This is a genomic window from Kitasatospora sp. NPDC101447, assembly GCF_044767225.1.
Classification (GTDB): Bacteria; Actinomycetota; Actinomycetes; order Streptomycetales; family Streptomycetaceae; genus Kitasatospora.
The window spans coordinates 239,605-253,440 of record NZ_JBIWNL010000012.1 but is presented as its reverse complement, the minus strand read 5'-3'; the positions used below and the strand labels follow the sequence as shown (position 1 = coordinate 253,440).

The 13,836-nt window shown below is 73.0% G+C and carries 12 protein-coding genes and 3 tRNA genes; 12 read left to right on the top strand and 3 right to left on the bottom strand.

Annotated elements, in window-relative coordinates:
• Window positions 1-125: 125 nt before the first annotated feature.
• The 3 genes from kdpC (at window position 126) to ACIRST_RS19835 (ending at window position 4,172) form a co-directional block, all read left to right on the top strand.
• Complete coding sequence (kdpC, locus tag ACIRST_RS19845) at window positions 126-761, top strand: potassium-transporting ATPase subunit KdpC (RefSeq protein ID WP_402803235.1); 636 nt, start codon at window positions 126-128, stop codon at window positions 759-761.
• Between the two features lie 125 nt (window positions 762-886).
• The gene (locus ACIRST_RS19840) at window positions 887-3,505 is read left to right on the top strand and encodes an ATP-binding protein (protein WP_402803234.1); all 2,619 of its coding nucleotides are present in this window, start codon (window positions 887-889) and stop codon (window positions 3,503-3,505) included.
• On the top strand, window positions 3,498-4,172 hold the full coding sequence (locus ACIRST_RS19835; protein ID WP_350519863.1) for a response regulator: 675 nt from the start codon (window positions 3,498-3,500) through the stop codon (window positions 4,170-4,172). The genes ACIRST_RS19840 and ACIRST_RS19835 overlap by 8 nt, the downstream gene beginning before the upstream one ends.
• A gap of 405 nt (window positions 4,173-4,577) precedes the next feature.
• Here ACIRST_RS19835 and ACIRST_RS19830 read toward each other — a convergent pair whose 3' ends face one another.
• A complete protein-coding gene (locus ACIRST_RS19830; protein WP_350519864.1) occupies window positions 4,578-5,846 on the bottom strand; it encodes a hydrolase in 1,269 nt (422 codons plus the stop codon).
• A 252-nt stretch (window positions 5,847-6,098) separates the two neighbouring features.
• Between ACIRST_RS19830 and ACIRST_RS19825 the strand changes: the two genes are divergently transcribed.
• The 8 genes from ACIRST_RS19825 (at window position 6,099) to ACIRST_RS19790 (ending at window position 10,945) form a co-directional block, all read left to right on the top strand.
• A tRNA-Thr gene (locus tag ACIRST_RS19825) sits at window positions 6,099-6,171 on the top strand.
• A 43-nt stretch (window positions 6,172-6,214) separates the two neighbouring features.
• Window positions 6,215-6,287: transfer RNA gene (locus ACIRST_RS19820), tRNA-Met, on the top strand.
• Between the two features lie 83 nt (window positions 6,288-6,370).
• A complete protein-coding gene (gene rpmG, locus ACIRST_RS19815; protein WP_006604855.1) occupies window positions 6,371-6,535 on the top strand; it encodes a 50S ribosomal protein L33 in 165 nt (54 codons plus the stop codon).
• Between the two features lie 132 nt (window positions 6,536-6,667).
• Window positions 6,668-7,126 carry a MaoC family dehydratase N-terminal domain-containing protein gene (locus ACIRST_RS19810; RefSeq protein WP_402803233.1) on the top strand — a complete coding sequence of 153 codons (459 nt, stop codon included), beginning with the start codon at window positions 6,668-6,670 and terminating at the stop codon, window positions 7,124-7,126.
• 5 nt (window positions 7,127-7,131) lie between these two features.
• Window positions 7,132-7,554, top strand: a complete 423-nt coding sequence (locus ACIRST_RS19805; protein ID WP_350519866.1) for a MaoC family dehydratase — start codon at window positions 7,132-7,134, stop codon at window positions 7,552-7,554.
• 136 nt (window positions 7,555-7,690) lie between these two features.
• Complete coding sequence (locus ACIRST_RS19800; RefSeq protein ID WP_350519867.1) at window positions 7,691-8,257, top strand: helix-turn-helix domain-containing protein; 567 nt, start codon at window positions 7,691-7,693, stop codon at window positions 8,255-8,257.
• A gap of 107 nt (window positions 8,258-8,364) precedes the next feature.
• Window positions 8,365-9,822 carry an MFS transporter gene (locus ACIRST_RS19795; protein WP_402803232.1) on the top strand — a complete coding sequence of 486 codons (1,458 nt, stop codon included), beginning with the start codon at window positions 8,365-8,367 and terminating at the stop codon, window positions 9,820-9,822.
• A 79-nt stretch (window positions 9,823-9,901) separates the two neighbouring features.
• On the top strand, window positions 9,902-10,945 hold the full coding sequence (locus ACIRST_RS19790; RefSeq protein WP_402803231.1) for a UDP-N-acetylmuramate dehydrogenase: 1,044 nt from the start codon (window positions 9,902-9,904) through the stop codon (window positions 10,943-10,945).
• A gap of 70 nt (window positions 10,946-11,015) precedes the next feature.
• Here ACIRST_RS19790 and ACIRST_RS19785 read toward each other — a convergent pair whose 3' ends face one another.
• On the bottom strand, window positions 11,016-12,089 hold the full coding sequence (locus ACIRST_RS19785; RefSeq protein ID WP_402803230.1) for an adenosine deaminase: 1,074 nt from the start codon (window positions 12,087-12,089) through the stop codon (window positions 11,016-11,018).
• 109 nt (window positions 12,090-12,198) lie between these two features.
• On the bottom strand, window positions 12,199-13,446 hold the full coding sequence (locus ACIRST_RS19780; RefSeq protein WP_350519871.1) for a pyridoxal phosphate-dependent aminotransferase: 1,248 nt from the start codon (window positions 13,444-13,446) through the stop codon (window positions 12,199-12,201).
• 285 nt (window positions 13,447-13,731) lie between these two features.
• Here ACIRST_RS19780 and ACIRST_RS19775 point away from each other — a divergent pair.
• A tRNA-Trp gene (locus ACIRST_RS19775) sits at window positions 13,732-13,804 on the top strand.
• The last annotated feature ends 32 nt before the right edge of the window (window positions 13,805-13,836 follow it).

Below are 13,836 nucleotides of genomic sequence, written 5' to 3'. Positions count from 1 at the left end.
CGCCGCAACATCGGGATCTACGGCTTCGGCGGTCTGGTGGTGCCGTTCGTCGGCATCAAGCTGATCGACCTGATCGTCCAGTTCATCCCCGGCCTCAACTGACGCAGGGAAAGGAGAGAAACACCATGTCCAAGCCCCTGCCGACCGCCGTCCGCACCCACTTCACCGCGCTGCGCGTGCTGTTGGTTCTCACGGTGATCCTCGGAGTCGCCTACCCGCTCCTCGTCACCGGGATCTCCCAGGTCGCCTTCGGCGACAAGGCCAACGGCTCGATCGTGAAGGCCGACGGCAAGGAGATCGGGTCCAGCCTGATCGGCCAGAACTTCAACCTGCCGAAGAAGAACCCGGACGACCCGAAGGAGGAGGCCCAGCCGGACCCGAAGTGGTTCCAGCCCCGCCCCTCCGCCGCCGGGACCGGCTACGACGGATCCTCGTCGGGTGCCTCCAACCAGGGCCCGAACAGCGACGACCTGCTGAAGGCCGTCAACGACCGCCGCGCCGCCGTCGCCGCGTTCGACGGCGTCGACCCGGCGAGCGTCCCCGCCGACGCGCTGACCGCCTCCGGCTCCGGCCTCGACCCGGACATCTCGGTGGCCTACGCCAAGGAGCAGGTCGACCGGGTCGCCAAGGAGCGCGGCCTGCCCGTCGAGAAGGTGGCCGCGCTGGTCGACGCGCACACCGAGAGCCGTTCGCTCGGCTTCCTCGGACAGGACGGCGTCAACGTCGTCCTGCTCAACAAGGCGCTCAGCGAGCAGAAGTGACACCACCCCACACGAGCGGGTGACCGGGCCGGCCCGGGCACGGGAGGACGCCTCCCGCGCCCGGGTCGGCCGACCCGTGTCCGCAGACGTCCACCACCTCCGATCCGATGGAAAGAGCAGTGCCCATGGCCCGCGACCTCACCCCCGGCTCCGGCGTCCGCCGCGGCCGGCTGAGGGTGTACCTCGGCTCCGCGCCGGGCGTCGGCAAGACCTACCGGATGCTGGACGAGGCCCGGCGCAGACGGGACCGCGGGTCCGACGTCGTGGTCGGGTACATCGAGTGCCACGGCAGACGCCACACCGAGGGCATGCTCGCGGGCCTGGAGGTCCTGCCGAGGGTCCACCGCTCCTACCGGGACGCCGAGTTCGAGGAGATGGACCTCGACGCCGCGCTCGCCCGCCGCCCGTCCGTCGTCCTGGTCGACGAGCTGGCGCACACCAACATCCCCGGCGGTCGGCACGCCAAGCGCTGGCAGGACGTCGAGGAACTGCTCGCCGCCGGGATCGACGTCATCACCACGGTGAACGTCCAGCACCTGGAATCGCTGAACGACGTCGTCCGGAAGATCACCGGCATCCCGCAGCGCGAGACCGTCCCGGACGAGGTGGTCCGCCGGGCCGACCAGATCGAGCTCGTCGACATGGCCCCGCAGGCCCTGCGCCGCCGGATGGCCCACGGCAACGTCTACAAGGCGGAGAAGGTGGACGCCGCACTCTCGAACTACTTCCGGGTCGGCAACCTCACCGCCCTGCGCGAACTCGCCCTGCTGTGGGTCGCCGGGCGGGTGGACGAGGGACTGCGCGACTACCGGGCCAGCCACAACATCGACCGGGTCTGGGAGACCCGCGAACGCGTCGTGGTCGCCCTCACCGGCGGCCCCGAGGGCGAGACCCTGATCCGCCGCGCCGCCCGGATCGCCGACCGGACGGCCGGCGGCGACCTGCTGGCCGTCCACGTCACCCGCAGCGACGGCCTGGCCGGCGCCTCCTCCGGCGCGCTCGCCCAGCAGCGACAGCTGGTCGAGGACCTCGGCGGCAGCTACCACGTGGTCGTCGGCGACGACATCCCCACCGCGCTGCTCGCCTTCGCCCGCGCCCACGACGCCACCCAGCTGGTCCTCGGCACCAGCCGCCGCGGCCGGATCAACCGCTTCCTCACCGGCCCCGGCATCGGCGAGACCACCGTGGACGCCTCCGAGGACATCGACGTCCACATGGTCACCCACGAGTTCACCGGCCGCGGCCGGCTGCCCTCGCTCGGCCGCCGCCACTCCAGGCGCCGCACCGTCGTCGGCTACGCGGCCGGCTTCGTCCTGCCCTGGCTGCTCACCGCGCTGCTCTCCCAGGCGCACCACCGGATCAACCTCACCACCGACGCGCTGATCTTCCAGCTCGGCGTGGTCATCGTGGCCCTGCTCGGCGGCGCCGTGTCCGCCCTGGTGGCCGCGCTCTTCGCCTCGGTGCTGCTGAACTACTACTTCATCCCGCCGATCCACAGCCTGACCATCGGCGAGACCAACAACATCGTGGCCCTGGTGGTCTTCGCCGCCATCGCGCTCACCGTCTCCACCGTCGTCGACCACGCCGGCCGGCTCACCGCCCGGGCCGCCCGGGCCACCGCCGAGGCCGAGACCCTCTCCACCCTGGCGGGCAGCGTGCTGCGCGGCGCCGACGCGCTGCCCGCCCTGCTGGAGAAGTCCCGGACGGCCTTCGGCATGCGGGCCGTCGCCCTGCTCTCCCGGGCCGACGGCGAGGTGCTCGCGCACTGCGCGGACGAGCACCCGGGCGACGGCGATGGCCCGCACGAGACCACCGAGGTCCCGGTCGGCCCGGACGCCGTCCTGGTCCTCACCGGCCGCCGGCTGCCCGCCGCCGACCAGCGCGTGCTCACCGCCTTCGCCGCGCACGTCGCCGCCGCCCTGGAACGCGACCGGCTCGCCGTGGTCGCCGCCGAGGTCGAACCGATCAAGGCCGCCGACCGGATGCGCACCGCCCTGCTCGCCGCCGTCAGCCACGACCTGCGCACCCCGCTCGCCGCCGCCCGCGCCTCGGTCGGCTCGCTGCGCAGCCCCGACGTCGAGTTCTCGCCCGAGGACCAGGCCGAACTGCTCGCCACCGCCGACGAATCGCTGGTCAAGCTCACCCGTCTGGTCGACAACCTGCTCGACATGAGCCGCCTCCAGGCCGGCGCGCTCACCCTCCACCTCACCGAGACCCACCTCGACGAGGTCCTGCCCCGCGCGCTCGACAGCCTCACCGACCCGTACGCGCCGATCCAGCCGCTCGACCTCGACACCGCCCCGGCGGTGCTCGCCGACCCGCCCCTGCTGGAACGCGTGCTCGCCAACGTGATCACCAACGCGCTGCGCCACAACGCCCCCGGCGCGCCCGTCCTGGTCACCGCCAGCCACCACGCCGAGCAGGTCGAGGTCCGGGTGATCGACCGCGGCCCGGGCATCGCCCCCGAGGACCGCGACCGGGTCTTCCTGCCCTTCCAGCGCCTCGGCGACACCGACAACACCACCGGCGTCGGCCTCGGCCTCGCGCTCTCCCGCGGCCTCGCCGAGGCCATGGGCGGCAGCCTGGAGGTCGAGGACACCCCCGGCGGCGGCACCACCATGCTGCTCACCCTGCCCGCCGCCACGGCGCACCCCGCCGCCGAGCCCGTCGCAGCTGAGCCCATCACCCCCGAGCCCGTCACCCCCGAGCCCGTCGGCCCCGAGGAGGAGGCGCCGCATGAGTGAGATCCTGATCGTCGACGACGAACCGGCCCTGCTGCGCACCCTGAGGATCAACCTCAGCGCCCGGCAGTACGCCGTCCGCACCGCGGCCAGCGGCGGCGAGGCGCTCGACCGTGCCGCGCACTCGCTCCCGGACGCCGTCCTGCTCGACCTCGGCCTGCCCGACCTCGACGGGATGGACGTGCTGCGCGGCCTGCGCACCCACAGCGCGATGCCGATCATCGTGCTCTCCGGCCGGAGCGACGCCGCGGACAAGGTCGGCGCTCTCGACGCGGGCGCCGACGACTACCTGACCAAGCCGTTCCTGATGGACGAACTGCTGGCCCGGTTACGCGCGGTGCTGCGCCGGCCGCTGGGCGGCGTCCAGCCGGTCCGGCCGGTGATCGGCGACCACACCGTGGACCTCGCGGCCACCACGGTGAACGGCCCCGACGGCACGGTGCGGCTCACCCCGACCGAGTGGCGGATCCTCGCCCTGCTGCTCGCCAATCCCGGCCGGCTGGTGCCCGGCCGGCAGATCCTGCGCGAGGTGTGGGGCCCGGCGCAGGAGGGGCGCGGCAACTACCTGCGGGTCTACCTCGCCGGGCTGCGCCGCAAGCTGGAGCGGGACCCGGCCCGGCCGCGGCACCTGATCACCGAGCCGGGCATCGGGTACCGGTACGTGCCGTAGCTCGGGTGGGCGAGGGGGAGAGGGAGGGGGCGGGGAAGAGCAGGCCCGGTCGTCAAGGGGGCATCAAGAGTCCGCCGCGTGCCGACAGGAGGGCGTCAAGGCGGGACGGCGGTGGTGCTCCGTAGGCGTAGCGTCGGTACCGAACCGAGCGGGCCCAGCTCCGTGTGGGGAAGCCCGGGGCCGCTCGCACCGCCGTCGAACGACGGCCGGCAGGTGGGGGAGGGGCGCGCGACAACCCGTCGCGCGCCCCTTGGTGTTCGCGCAGGAACCCGCAGGTCGGAACCCGCACGTCCGAACCCGCACGTCGGAACCCGCACGTCGGAACCCGCACGTCGGAACCCGCACGTCCGAACCCGTACGTCGGCCCCGCGGCCCGGACCCCGCGGCCCGGACCCCGGCCGTCGCTCAGCCCTCGGCGCTCCCGGACTGCCTGGGCAGCGCCAGCGCCACGGTGTCCGCGAACTCCCGTACCGCGCTGGTCCGGCTGACCACCCGGCCGCTGTGCACCACCAGCCGGCTGTGCCCGCCCGAGAGCGCCCCGGCCAGGCTGTCCCCGCGCACCGCCAGCAGCTCCGCGGGGAACCCGGCGTCCACCCGGACCGGTGCCAGCCCGAGCGCCGCCCGGGCCTGGTTCGCCACCGCGTCGTACGCCGCCTCCGGCGTCAACTCCCCGCTCGCCGCCAGCAGATAGGCGCACGCGAGTGGATCCGCCCGGCCGACCGGGTTGGACGGGTCGCGCAGGGCCCCGCTGCCCGCCGCCAGCGGCACCCGGGCCGCCGCCAACTCCCGCAGCAGGCCCGGCCGCAGGCCGGAAGGCCGGCCCTCCAGGCCGGTGCAGCCGCCGTTCTGCGGCAGGCAGACCACCCGCACCCCGCTGGTCGCCAGCACCGCCGACGCGCCGCGCGGCAGCGCACCGCACGGCCCGAGCGTCACCCGTGGCCTCAGCGGTGCCAAGGCGCCCGCCAGCCGGGCGAGTTGGGCCCCGTCGGCGGCCGAGGTGTGCAGGTCCACCGGGCAGTCGGCCTCCCGGGCGGCCTCCAGCAGCAGCTCCACGTAGCCGGACGGGTCCGGGTCCAGCTCCGGGCAGCCGCCGGCCGCCGTGGCGCCCAGCTTGAGCGCCTCGCGCAGCTGCGCCCGGCCGTCCGCACCGGCCCGCCCGGTGAGCAGCCGGGGCATCGCGACCGCCTGCAGGTCGGCCAGCCCGCGCAGTGCCTGCCGGGCGGTGAGCACCGCCTCCAGCGGGCGCAGCCCGTGCACGTCGCCGATCCGGACGTGGGTGCGCTGGGCGGTGGCGCCGTAGCCGAGCGAGGTGAGCGCGGCCTCGGTGACCCGGCGGGTGAGGTCGGTCTGGGTGTCCGGGGGCGGGGCGGGCAGGGCGGCGGAGAAGGCCGCGTCGTAGTGGGCGTGCGCCTCGGCGGGGGCCGGGAGCAGTAGGTAGCCCTTGAGGTCGATCCGGGCGCCGGTGGTCACGGTGGGCGCGCCGGGCAGGGCGGGCAGCGGGCCGAGGCTGCCGACGGTGCCGACGGCCTGGATCCGGTCGCCGCTGATCCGGACGTCCACCACCCGTCCGTCGGCCAGCCGGGCGCCGGTGAGCAGCAGGACCGGGCCGTGCCCGAGCGGGTTGGCCGCCGGGCCGGGCCCGTGGTGCGGCCCGTCGGCGGCTGCGCTGTCCATCGCCGGCTCCTTCTCGCGCCGGACCGTGCGGTCGGCCAGTCGATCCCGATCAATGAGCGTCGAGCCTATGGCGCCAGGGGGCGGGGTGCCGGGAGGCGGGCAATAGTCGTATCGGGTCGGGCCGCGCGCCTCGGAGGCCGATCGAACGAGCTGCCTTGGATCGCTCGTCCGTGCACCTCGCCCACCTGCGGTCTTCGCCGCGGGATACGGATTTCACCTCCGGGCGCGAAACGTGTAATCTCTTCCTCGTTCGCCCCTATAGCTCAGTCGGTAGAGCGTCTCCATGGTAAGGAGAAGGTCTGCGGTTCGATTCCGCATGGGGGCTCTGGTGAGAAGCAGTCAGTTTCGGCTGTGCTGCGGATCACTGTGGCGGTGTAGCTCAGTTGGTAGAGCAAGCGGCTCATAATCGCTGTGTCACCGGTTCAAGTCCGGTCACCGCTACCCCGCGTAGTCGGTCGGGAGATCGCACTCCCGGTCGGCTACTCTTGTTGTGTTCTTATTCGTTGTCCAAGGAAGGCACTCCCGTGGCTGCCACCGACGTCCGCCCGAAGATCACGCTGGCCTGCGTGGAGTGCAAGGAGCGGAACTACATCACCAAGAAGAACCGGCGTAACGACCCGGACCGTCTTGAGATGAAGAAGCACTGCCCCCGCTGCAACTCGCACACCGCGCACCGCGAGACCCGCTGACCTCGTCGTAGGGCATCGGGCCTGTGTGAATTCAGGTCTTCGACTCCGGGCCGCATCCCTCACGGGGGGTGCGGCCCGGAGTCTTTTCCGTATCCGTCCGCTTCGTGTCCACCCGTGATCCCAGGAGCTGCCATGGCGCTCGACCCCTCCTTCATCGGGCGTAGCTACCCGCCCACCGAGCCGTACGAGGTCGGCCGGGAGAAGATCCGCGAGTTCGCGATCGCGATCGGTGACGCCAACCCGGCGTACATCGACGCGGAGGCGGCGAAGGCGCTGGGCCACCCGGACGTGATCGCCCCGCCGACCTTCCCGTTCGTGGTCACCTACGGTGCGGCCGGCCAGGTCGTCGAGGACCCGGAGCTGGGCCTGGACTTCACCCGGGTGGTGCACGGCGACCAGAAGTTCGCCTACACCCGCCCGGTGCGGGCCGGGGACCGGCTGTCGGTCGAGGTGACCATCGACAACATCAAGTCGCTCGCGGGCAACGACGTGCTCACCGTGCGCGGCGAGGTGACGGACGCGACCGGCGAGCACGTGGTGACGTCGGTCATGACCCTGGTGGCCCGGGCCGCCGACGAGGCGGGGGAGTGAGCGCGATGGCGATCAGCTACGACGAGGTCGAGGTCGGCACCGAGCTGCCGGCGCAGTCGTTCCCGGTGACCCGCGACACACTGGTGCGCTACGCGGGCGCCTCGGGCGACTTCAACCCGATCCACTGGAACGAGAAGTTCGCCCTGGAGGTCGGCCTGCCCGACGTCATCGCGCACGGCATGTTCACCATGGCCGAGGCGATCCGGGTGGTCACCGACTGGGTCGGCGACCCGGCCGCGGTGGTCGAGTACGGCGTGCGGTTCACCCGTCCGGTGCCGGTGCCCAACGACGGGGTCGGCGCGGTGGTCGAGGTCTCGGCCAAGGTCGCCAAGAAGCTGGACGACCGCAGGGTGCAGATCGACCTGCTGGCCACCACGGGCGGGCAGAAGGTCCTCGGGATGTCCAAGGCGGTCGTCCGGCTGGTCTGAGGACCGGCCGGTCCGGGGCTGCGGGCCGGTCGGGCGTTCGCTCGACCGGCCGGGCCGCGCCCGGGAGCCGCCCGGCGGAACCCGGCCGCGGTCGCGGGCCTTGCGAAGATAGTGATTGGCCACTAACTTTGAATGCATGGCGAGGTCGAGCATGAGGATGAGTGCGGAGGAGCGGCGCGAGAGCGTCGTCCGTGCCGCGATGATCGAGTTCGCCCGGGGTGGCTACCGGGGCACCTCCACCGAGGCGATCGCCCGCCGGGTGGGCGTCTCGCAGCCGTACCTGTTCCGGCTGTTCCCGGGCAAGCAGGCCATCTTCGAGGCGGCCGCCGAACGCTGCGTGGAGGAGACCTGGCGGGTCTTCGACGAGGCCTCGGCCGGTCTGACCGGTGAGGCGGCCGCCGAGGCGATGTCCGGGGCGTACATGGGGCTGGTCGAGGACCGTGACCAGCTCATGATGCAGATGCAGCTCTACGTCTCGGTGTTCGCGGCCAGGGCGTCCGGCGAGGAGGAGATTGGGGAGAGCGCCCGGCGGCTCTGGGAGGGCCTGTTCGAGCGGGTCAGGATCCGGATCGGCGGCGACATGCGGGACACCACGCAGTTCTTCGCGCACGGGATGCTGATCAACACCCTGGTGGCCCTGGGCTTCCCGCCGGACCACCGGATCTGGACCGGCTTCGACGACAAGTGCGACAAGGCCGAGTAGGCGGGCCGCACGGTGGCATCCGTGCGGCCTCTTTTCGGCCCCCGAAAGTTATTGAGCGATAACTACCTGAGACTCCTGGAACACCCGAGAGGAACCTGGGGGAAGTCATGACGGAGAAACCGGTCCTCGGCAGGACCGCGATCTGGACCCTGGTGATCGTCAGCGCGGCCGGCTTCATGGCCGCCCTGGACAACCTGGTGGTCACCACCGCACTGCCGTCGATCCGCGAGGAGCTCGGCGGCGGGCTGTCCGACCTCGAATGGACGGTCAGCGCCTACACCCTGAGCTTCGCCGTGCTGCTGATGTTCGGCGCCGCCCTCGGCGACCGCTTCGGCCGCCGGAGGATCTTCCTGGTCGGCCTGGCGATCTTCACGGCCGGCTCGGCGGCGGCCGCCCTCTCCCCGGAGATCGGCGAGCTGATCGCCGCCCGGGCGGTCCAGGGCGTCGGAGCCGCGGTGATGATGCCGCTCACCCTCACCCTGCTCACCGCGGCCGTGCCCGAGGCCAAGCGGGGGCTGGCCTTCGGCATCTGGTCGGGCGTCAGCGGCCTCGCCGTCGCCGCCGGACCGCTGATCGGCGGCTCGCTGACCGAGCACTTCTCCTGGCAGTGGATCTTCTGGGTGAACGTCCCGGTCGGCCTCGTCCTGCTGCCGCTGGCCTTCCGCCGGCTCGGCGAGAGCCGCGGCGCGGACGGGGCCCTGGACGTGCCCGGAACGGCGCTGGTCAGCCTGGGGATGTTCGGGGTGGTGCTCGGCCTGATCCGCGGCAACCCGGACGGCTGGACCAGCCCGCTGGTCCTCGGCGCCCTGATCGGCGGCGTCGTGCTGCTGGCCGCCTTCGTCCGGTACGAGCAGCGCGTGGCCGCCCACCCGATGCTGCCGATGCGGCTCTTCCGCAGCCGCACCTTCTCGGCCGTCAACGCCGCCAGCCTGCTGATGTACCTCGGGATGTTCGGCTCGATCTTCCTGATCAGCCAGTACCTCCAGGGGGTCGGCGGCTACAGCCCGCAGGAGGCCGGCATCCGGATGCTGCCCTGGACGGCGATGCCGCTGCTGGTCTCGCCGATCGCGGGCATCGTCTCCGACCGGATCGGCGGCCGGCCGATCGTGGTGGCCGGGCTGGCGCTCCAGGCGATCGGCCTCGCGCTGTTCGGCCTCGTCGCGGACGGCGGCGGCTTCGACTACGCCGCGCAGGTCCCGGTCATCGTGATCTGCGGGATCGGGATGTCGCTGTACTTCGGCCCGACCGCCCAGCTGGTGATGGCGAGCGTCCGGCCGAAGGAGCAGGGCATCGCCTCCGGTGCCAACAACGCGCTGCGCGAGGTCGGCGGGGCGCTCGGGGTCGCCGTGCTCTCGGCGGTCTTCTCGGCGCAGGGCGGCTACGAGTCGGCCCGGTCCTTCGCGGACGGGCTGGTGCCCGCCCTGTACGTCGGCGCGTCGGCCGTCGGGGCCGGGGCGTTCGCCGCGGCGCTCATCCCGCGCCGGCGCGGGGCCGGGGCCGCGGTCGCAGGCCGGGCCGCCGACGGGCAGCCGGCGGCGGACCGGGCCGGGGCGGCCCGGGTCTGAGCCGGTGGCGGACCCGCACCGGACCGGCGCGGGGGAAGGGCGGCCGGGGGGCCGCCCTTCCCCCCGTACGCTGGTGGGCGTGCTGGTAGAAAACGACGCCCCCCTCGCCCCGCTGACCACGCTCCGGCTCGGCGGCCCGGCCCGCCGCCTGGTGACCGCCCACACCGACGACGAGGTGATCGCCGCCGTCCGCGAGGCCGACGCGGCCGGCGAGCCGCTGCTGGTCCTCGGCGGCGGCTCCAACCTGGTGATCGGCGACGCCGGCTTCCCCGGCACCGTGCTGCGGATCGCCACCGCCGGTTTCGCCCTGGACGGCACCGTGCTGGAGCTGGCGGCCGGCGAGGTGTGGTCGGAGGCGGTCGCCCGGGCGGTGCGCGAGCACGGCCTGGCCGGCATCGAGTTCCTGGCCGGCATCCCCGGCTCGGCCGGCGCCACCCCGGTGCAGAACGTCGGCGCGTACGGCCAGGAGGTCGCCCAGACGATCACCGAGGTGGTCGCCTACGACCGCGCCGCCGACGAGGTGGTCACGCTCTCGAACGCCGAGTGCGCGTTCTCCTACCGGCACAGCCGGTTCAAGGCCGAGCCGGACCGCTACGTGGTGCTGCGGGTCCGGTTCGCCCTGGCGGACCACGCCGGCCTCTCCAGCCCGGTCAAGTACGCCGAGGTGGCCAAGCACTTCGGGGTCGGACAGGACGAGCGGGTGCCGCTGGCCGAGGCCTTCGAGGCGGTGCTGGGGCTGCGGGCCGGCAAGGGCATGGTGCTGGACCCGGCGGACCACGACACCTGGTCGGCGGGCTCCTTCTTCACCAACCCGGTGCTCACGGCCGCGCAGTACGAGTCCTTCCGGACCCGCCCGGGCACCGAGAACGCCCCCGCCTACCCGGCCCCGGAGGGCTGCACCAAGACCTCGGCGGCCTGGCTGATCGACAAGGCCGGCTTCGGCAAGGGCTACGGCAGCGGCCCGGCGACCCTCTCCACCAAGCACACCCTGGCGCTCACCAACCGCGGCTCGGCCACCGCCGAGGACCTGTTGGCCCTGGCCCGGGAGATCCGGGACGGGGTCCGCGAGGCCTTCGGGGTGGAGCTGGTGAACGAGCCGGTGATGGTGGGCGTCGCGCTCTAGCGCGGCGCTCCGGCCGCGCTGCGCGGCGCGATCCGGCGGCGCGATCCGGCGGTGCGGCCCGGCGGCGCGCCTAGGGTGCCGCGGCGGCGGTGACGGGCGCGTCCGCGGGGGCGTGCCCGTTCGCCAGCCAGGCGTCGATGTCCGCCAGCAGCTCCTTGCGGACGGCCTCCGGCGCGACCGAGCCGCGCACCGACTGCCGTGCCAGCTCGGCGAGTTCGGCGTCGTCGAAGCCCAGGACGTCCCGGGCCAGGTCGTACTGGGCGGCCAGTCGGCTGCCGAACAGCAGCGGGTCGTCCGCGCCCAGCGCCAGCGGCACGCCGGCGTCGAAGAGCTTGCGCAGCGGGACCTCCTCGGGGCTCTCGTAGACGCCGAGCGAGACGTTGGAGGACGGGCACACCTCGCAGGTGATCTGCCGGGCCGCCAGCCGCTCCATCAGCCGCGGGTCCTCGGCGGCCCGGACGCCGTGGCCGATCCGGCCGGCGTCCAGGTCGTCTAGGCAGTCCCGGACGGACTCCGGGCCGGCCAGCTCCCCGCCGTGCGGGGCGGCCAGCAGGCCGCCCTTGCGGGCGATCGCGAAGGCCCGGTCGAAGTCCCGGGCGAGGCCGCGGCGCTCGTCGTTGGAGAGGCCGAAGCCGACCACCCCGTGGTCGGCGTAGCGGACGGCCAGCCGGGCCAGCGTCCGGGCGTCCATCGGGGACTTCATCCGGTTGGCCGCGACCAGCACCCGGATGCCCACCCCGGTGGCCCGGGCGGCCTGGTCCACCGCGTCCAGGATCAGCTCCAGCGCCGGGATCAGCCCGCCGAGCCGGGGTGCGTACGAGGTCGGGTCGACCTGGATCTCCAGCCAGCGGGAGCCGTCCCGCCGCTCGTCCTGCGCGGTCTCCAGGACCAGCCGGCGGATGTCCGCCTCGTCCCGCAGCACCGAGCGGGCGGTGTCGTACAGGCGCTGGAAGCGGAACCAGCCGCGCTCGTCGGTGGCCCGCAGCCTGGGCGGTTCGCCGGAACTCAGTGCCTCCGGCAGCCGGACGCCGTGCTTGTCGGCCAGCTCCAGCAGCGTGGCGGGTCGCATCGAGCCGGTGAAGTGCAGGTGCAGGTGGGCCTTCGGGAGGCCCCTGACGTCTCGCGGGTTCAACAGGCGTTCCATTCACCGATACTGCCGTATGCGGCCCCAGAACGGGAACCGCCCTCTTTTCGTCCCCCGAAGGGGTGAAAGAGGGCGGTGTGCCGGGTGAATCCCGAATGTCTGCTTGACGTCAGTCGCGGGCCTCGGCCAGCAGCTTCTGGATCCGGCTGATGCCCTCGACCAGGTCGTTGTCGCCGAGCGCGTAGGAGAACCGCAGGTAGCCGGGGGTGCCGAAGGCCTCACCGGGGACGGCGGCGACCTCGACCTCGTCCAGGATCAGACCCGCCAGCTCGGCGGAGGTCTGCGGACGCTTGCCGCGGATCTCCTTGCCCAGCAGGCCCTTGACCGACGGGTACGCGTAGAACGCGCCCTGCGGCTCGGGGCAGACGACGCCGTCGATCTCGTTGAGCATCTTCACGATGGTCTGGCGGCGACGGTCGAAGGCGGTGCGCATCTCGTGCACGGCCGAGAGGTCGCCCGCGACGGCGGCGATCGCGGCGCGCTGGGCGACGTTGGAGACGTTCGAGGTGGCGTGCGACTGCAGGTTGGTCGCGGCCTTGATGACGTCCTTGGGGCCGATCACCCAGCCCACCCGCCAGCCGGTCATCGCGTAGGTCTTGGCGACACCGTTGACCACGATGCACTTGTCGGCCAGCTCGGGCAGCAGGGCCGGCAGCGAGGTGAACTCGGCGTCGCCGTAGACCAGGTGCTCGTAGATCTCGTCGGTGAGCACCCACAGGCCGTGCTCCAGCGCCCAGCGGCCGATCGCCTCGGCCTCGGCCCGGGTGTACACCGCGCCGGTCGGGTTGGACGGCGAGACGAACAGCACCACCTTGGTGTTCTCGGTGCGGGCGGCCTCCAGCTGCTCGACCGAGACCTTGTAGCCGGTGGTCTCGTCGGCCACGACCTCCACCGGGACGCCGCCGGCCAGCTGGATCGACTCCGGGTAGGTGGTCCAGTACGGGGCCGGGACGATGACCTCGTCGCCCGGGTCCAGGATCGCGGCGAAGGCCTCGTAGATCGCCTGCTTGCCACCGTTGGTGACCAGTACCTGGGAGGCGTCCACCTCGTAGCCGGAGTCGCGCAGCGTCTTGGCGGCGATCGCGGCCTTCAGCTCGGGCAGGCCACCCGCCGGGGTGTACCGGTGGTTCTTCGGGTCGCGGCAGGCCTCGACGGCGGCCTCGACGATGTAGTCCGGCGTGGGGAAGTCGGGCTCGCCGGCACCGAAGCCGATGACCGGGCGGCCGGCGGCCTTGAGAGCCTTGGCCTTGGCGTCCACGGCGAGGGTCGCGGACTCGGCGATCGCGCCGATCCGGGCGGAGACCCGGCGGTCGGCGGGGCGGATGGACTGGTCGGGCTGCGGGGTGGAAGCGCTCATGCCTGCATCGTCGCAGAACCGGGACGGACCGGGCAGCGCGGTTCCAGTATCCGTACGGCTCCGTCCGGATCCCGGCGCCCGGCGATCCGTCGGCGGGCGCCCCGCCGGACCGGACATCCGCCGGGCGATCGATCGTCCCGGAAGAAGAGGTTCGACCAAACGCCCCTCGACCACGTACACTCGCTGCTCGACGGCCCGCCGAAAAAGACCGGAGCTTGAACCGCCTGTGCAGACAGCGGGGAGAGATGCGGTAGGTTGGTCGCCACCGGAGCCGCGAGGCACCGTAGGGCAATAGCTCAATTGGTAGAGCACCGGTCTCCAAAACCGGCGGTTGGGGGTTCGAGTCCCTCTTGCCCTGCTGCTAGATCCGCACTTAGCCCGTTCGCTCCA

What these genes read in the sequence shown, in the direction of transcription:
- ACIRST_RS19840 (WP_402803234.1), top strand. Translation starts at nt 887, where the DNA reads ATGGCCCGCGACCTCACCCCCGGCTCCGGCGTCCGCCGCGGCCGGCTG.
- ACIRST_RS19805 (WP_350519866.1), top strand. Translation starts at nt 7,132, where the DNA reads ATGGCGATCAGCTACGACGAGGTCGAGGTCGGCACCGAGCTGCCGGCG.
- ACIRST_RS19835 (WP_350519863.1), top strand. Translation starts at nt 3,498, where the DNA reads ATGAGTGAGATCCTGATCGTCGACGACGAACCGGCCCTGCTGCGCACC.
- ACIRST_RS19830 (WP_350519864.1), bottom strand. Translation starts at nt 5,846, where the DNA reads ATGGACAGCGCAGCCGCCGACGGGCCGCACCACGGGCCCGGCCCGGCG.
- kdpC (WP_402803235.1), top strand. Translation starts at nt 126, where the DNA reads ATGTCCAAGCCCCTGCCGACCGCCGTCCGCACCCACTTCACCGCGCTG.
- ACIRST_RS19785 (WP_402803230.1), bottom strand. Translation starts at nt 12,089, where the DNA reads ATGGAACGCCTGTTGAACCCGCGAGACGTCAGGGGCCTCCCGAAGGCC.
- ACIRST_RS19810 (WP_402803233.1), top strand. Translation starts at nt 6,668, where the DNA reads ATGGCGCTCGACCCCTCCTTCATCGGGCGTAGCTACCCGCCCACCGAG.
- ACIRST_RS19795 (WP_402803232.1), top strand. Translation starts at nt 8,365, where the DNA reads ATGACGGAGAAACCGGTCCTCGGCAGGACCGCGATCTGGACCCTGGTG.
- ACIRST_RS19800 (WP_350519867.1), top strand. Translation starts at nt 7,691, where the DNA reads ATGGCGAGGTCGAGCATGAGGATGAGTGCGGAGGAGCGGCGCGAGAGC.
- ACIRST_RS19780 (WP_350519871.1), bottom strand. Translation starts at nt 13,446, where the DNA reads ATGAGCGCTTCCACCCCGCAGCCCGACCAGTCCATCCGCCCCGCCGAC.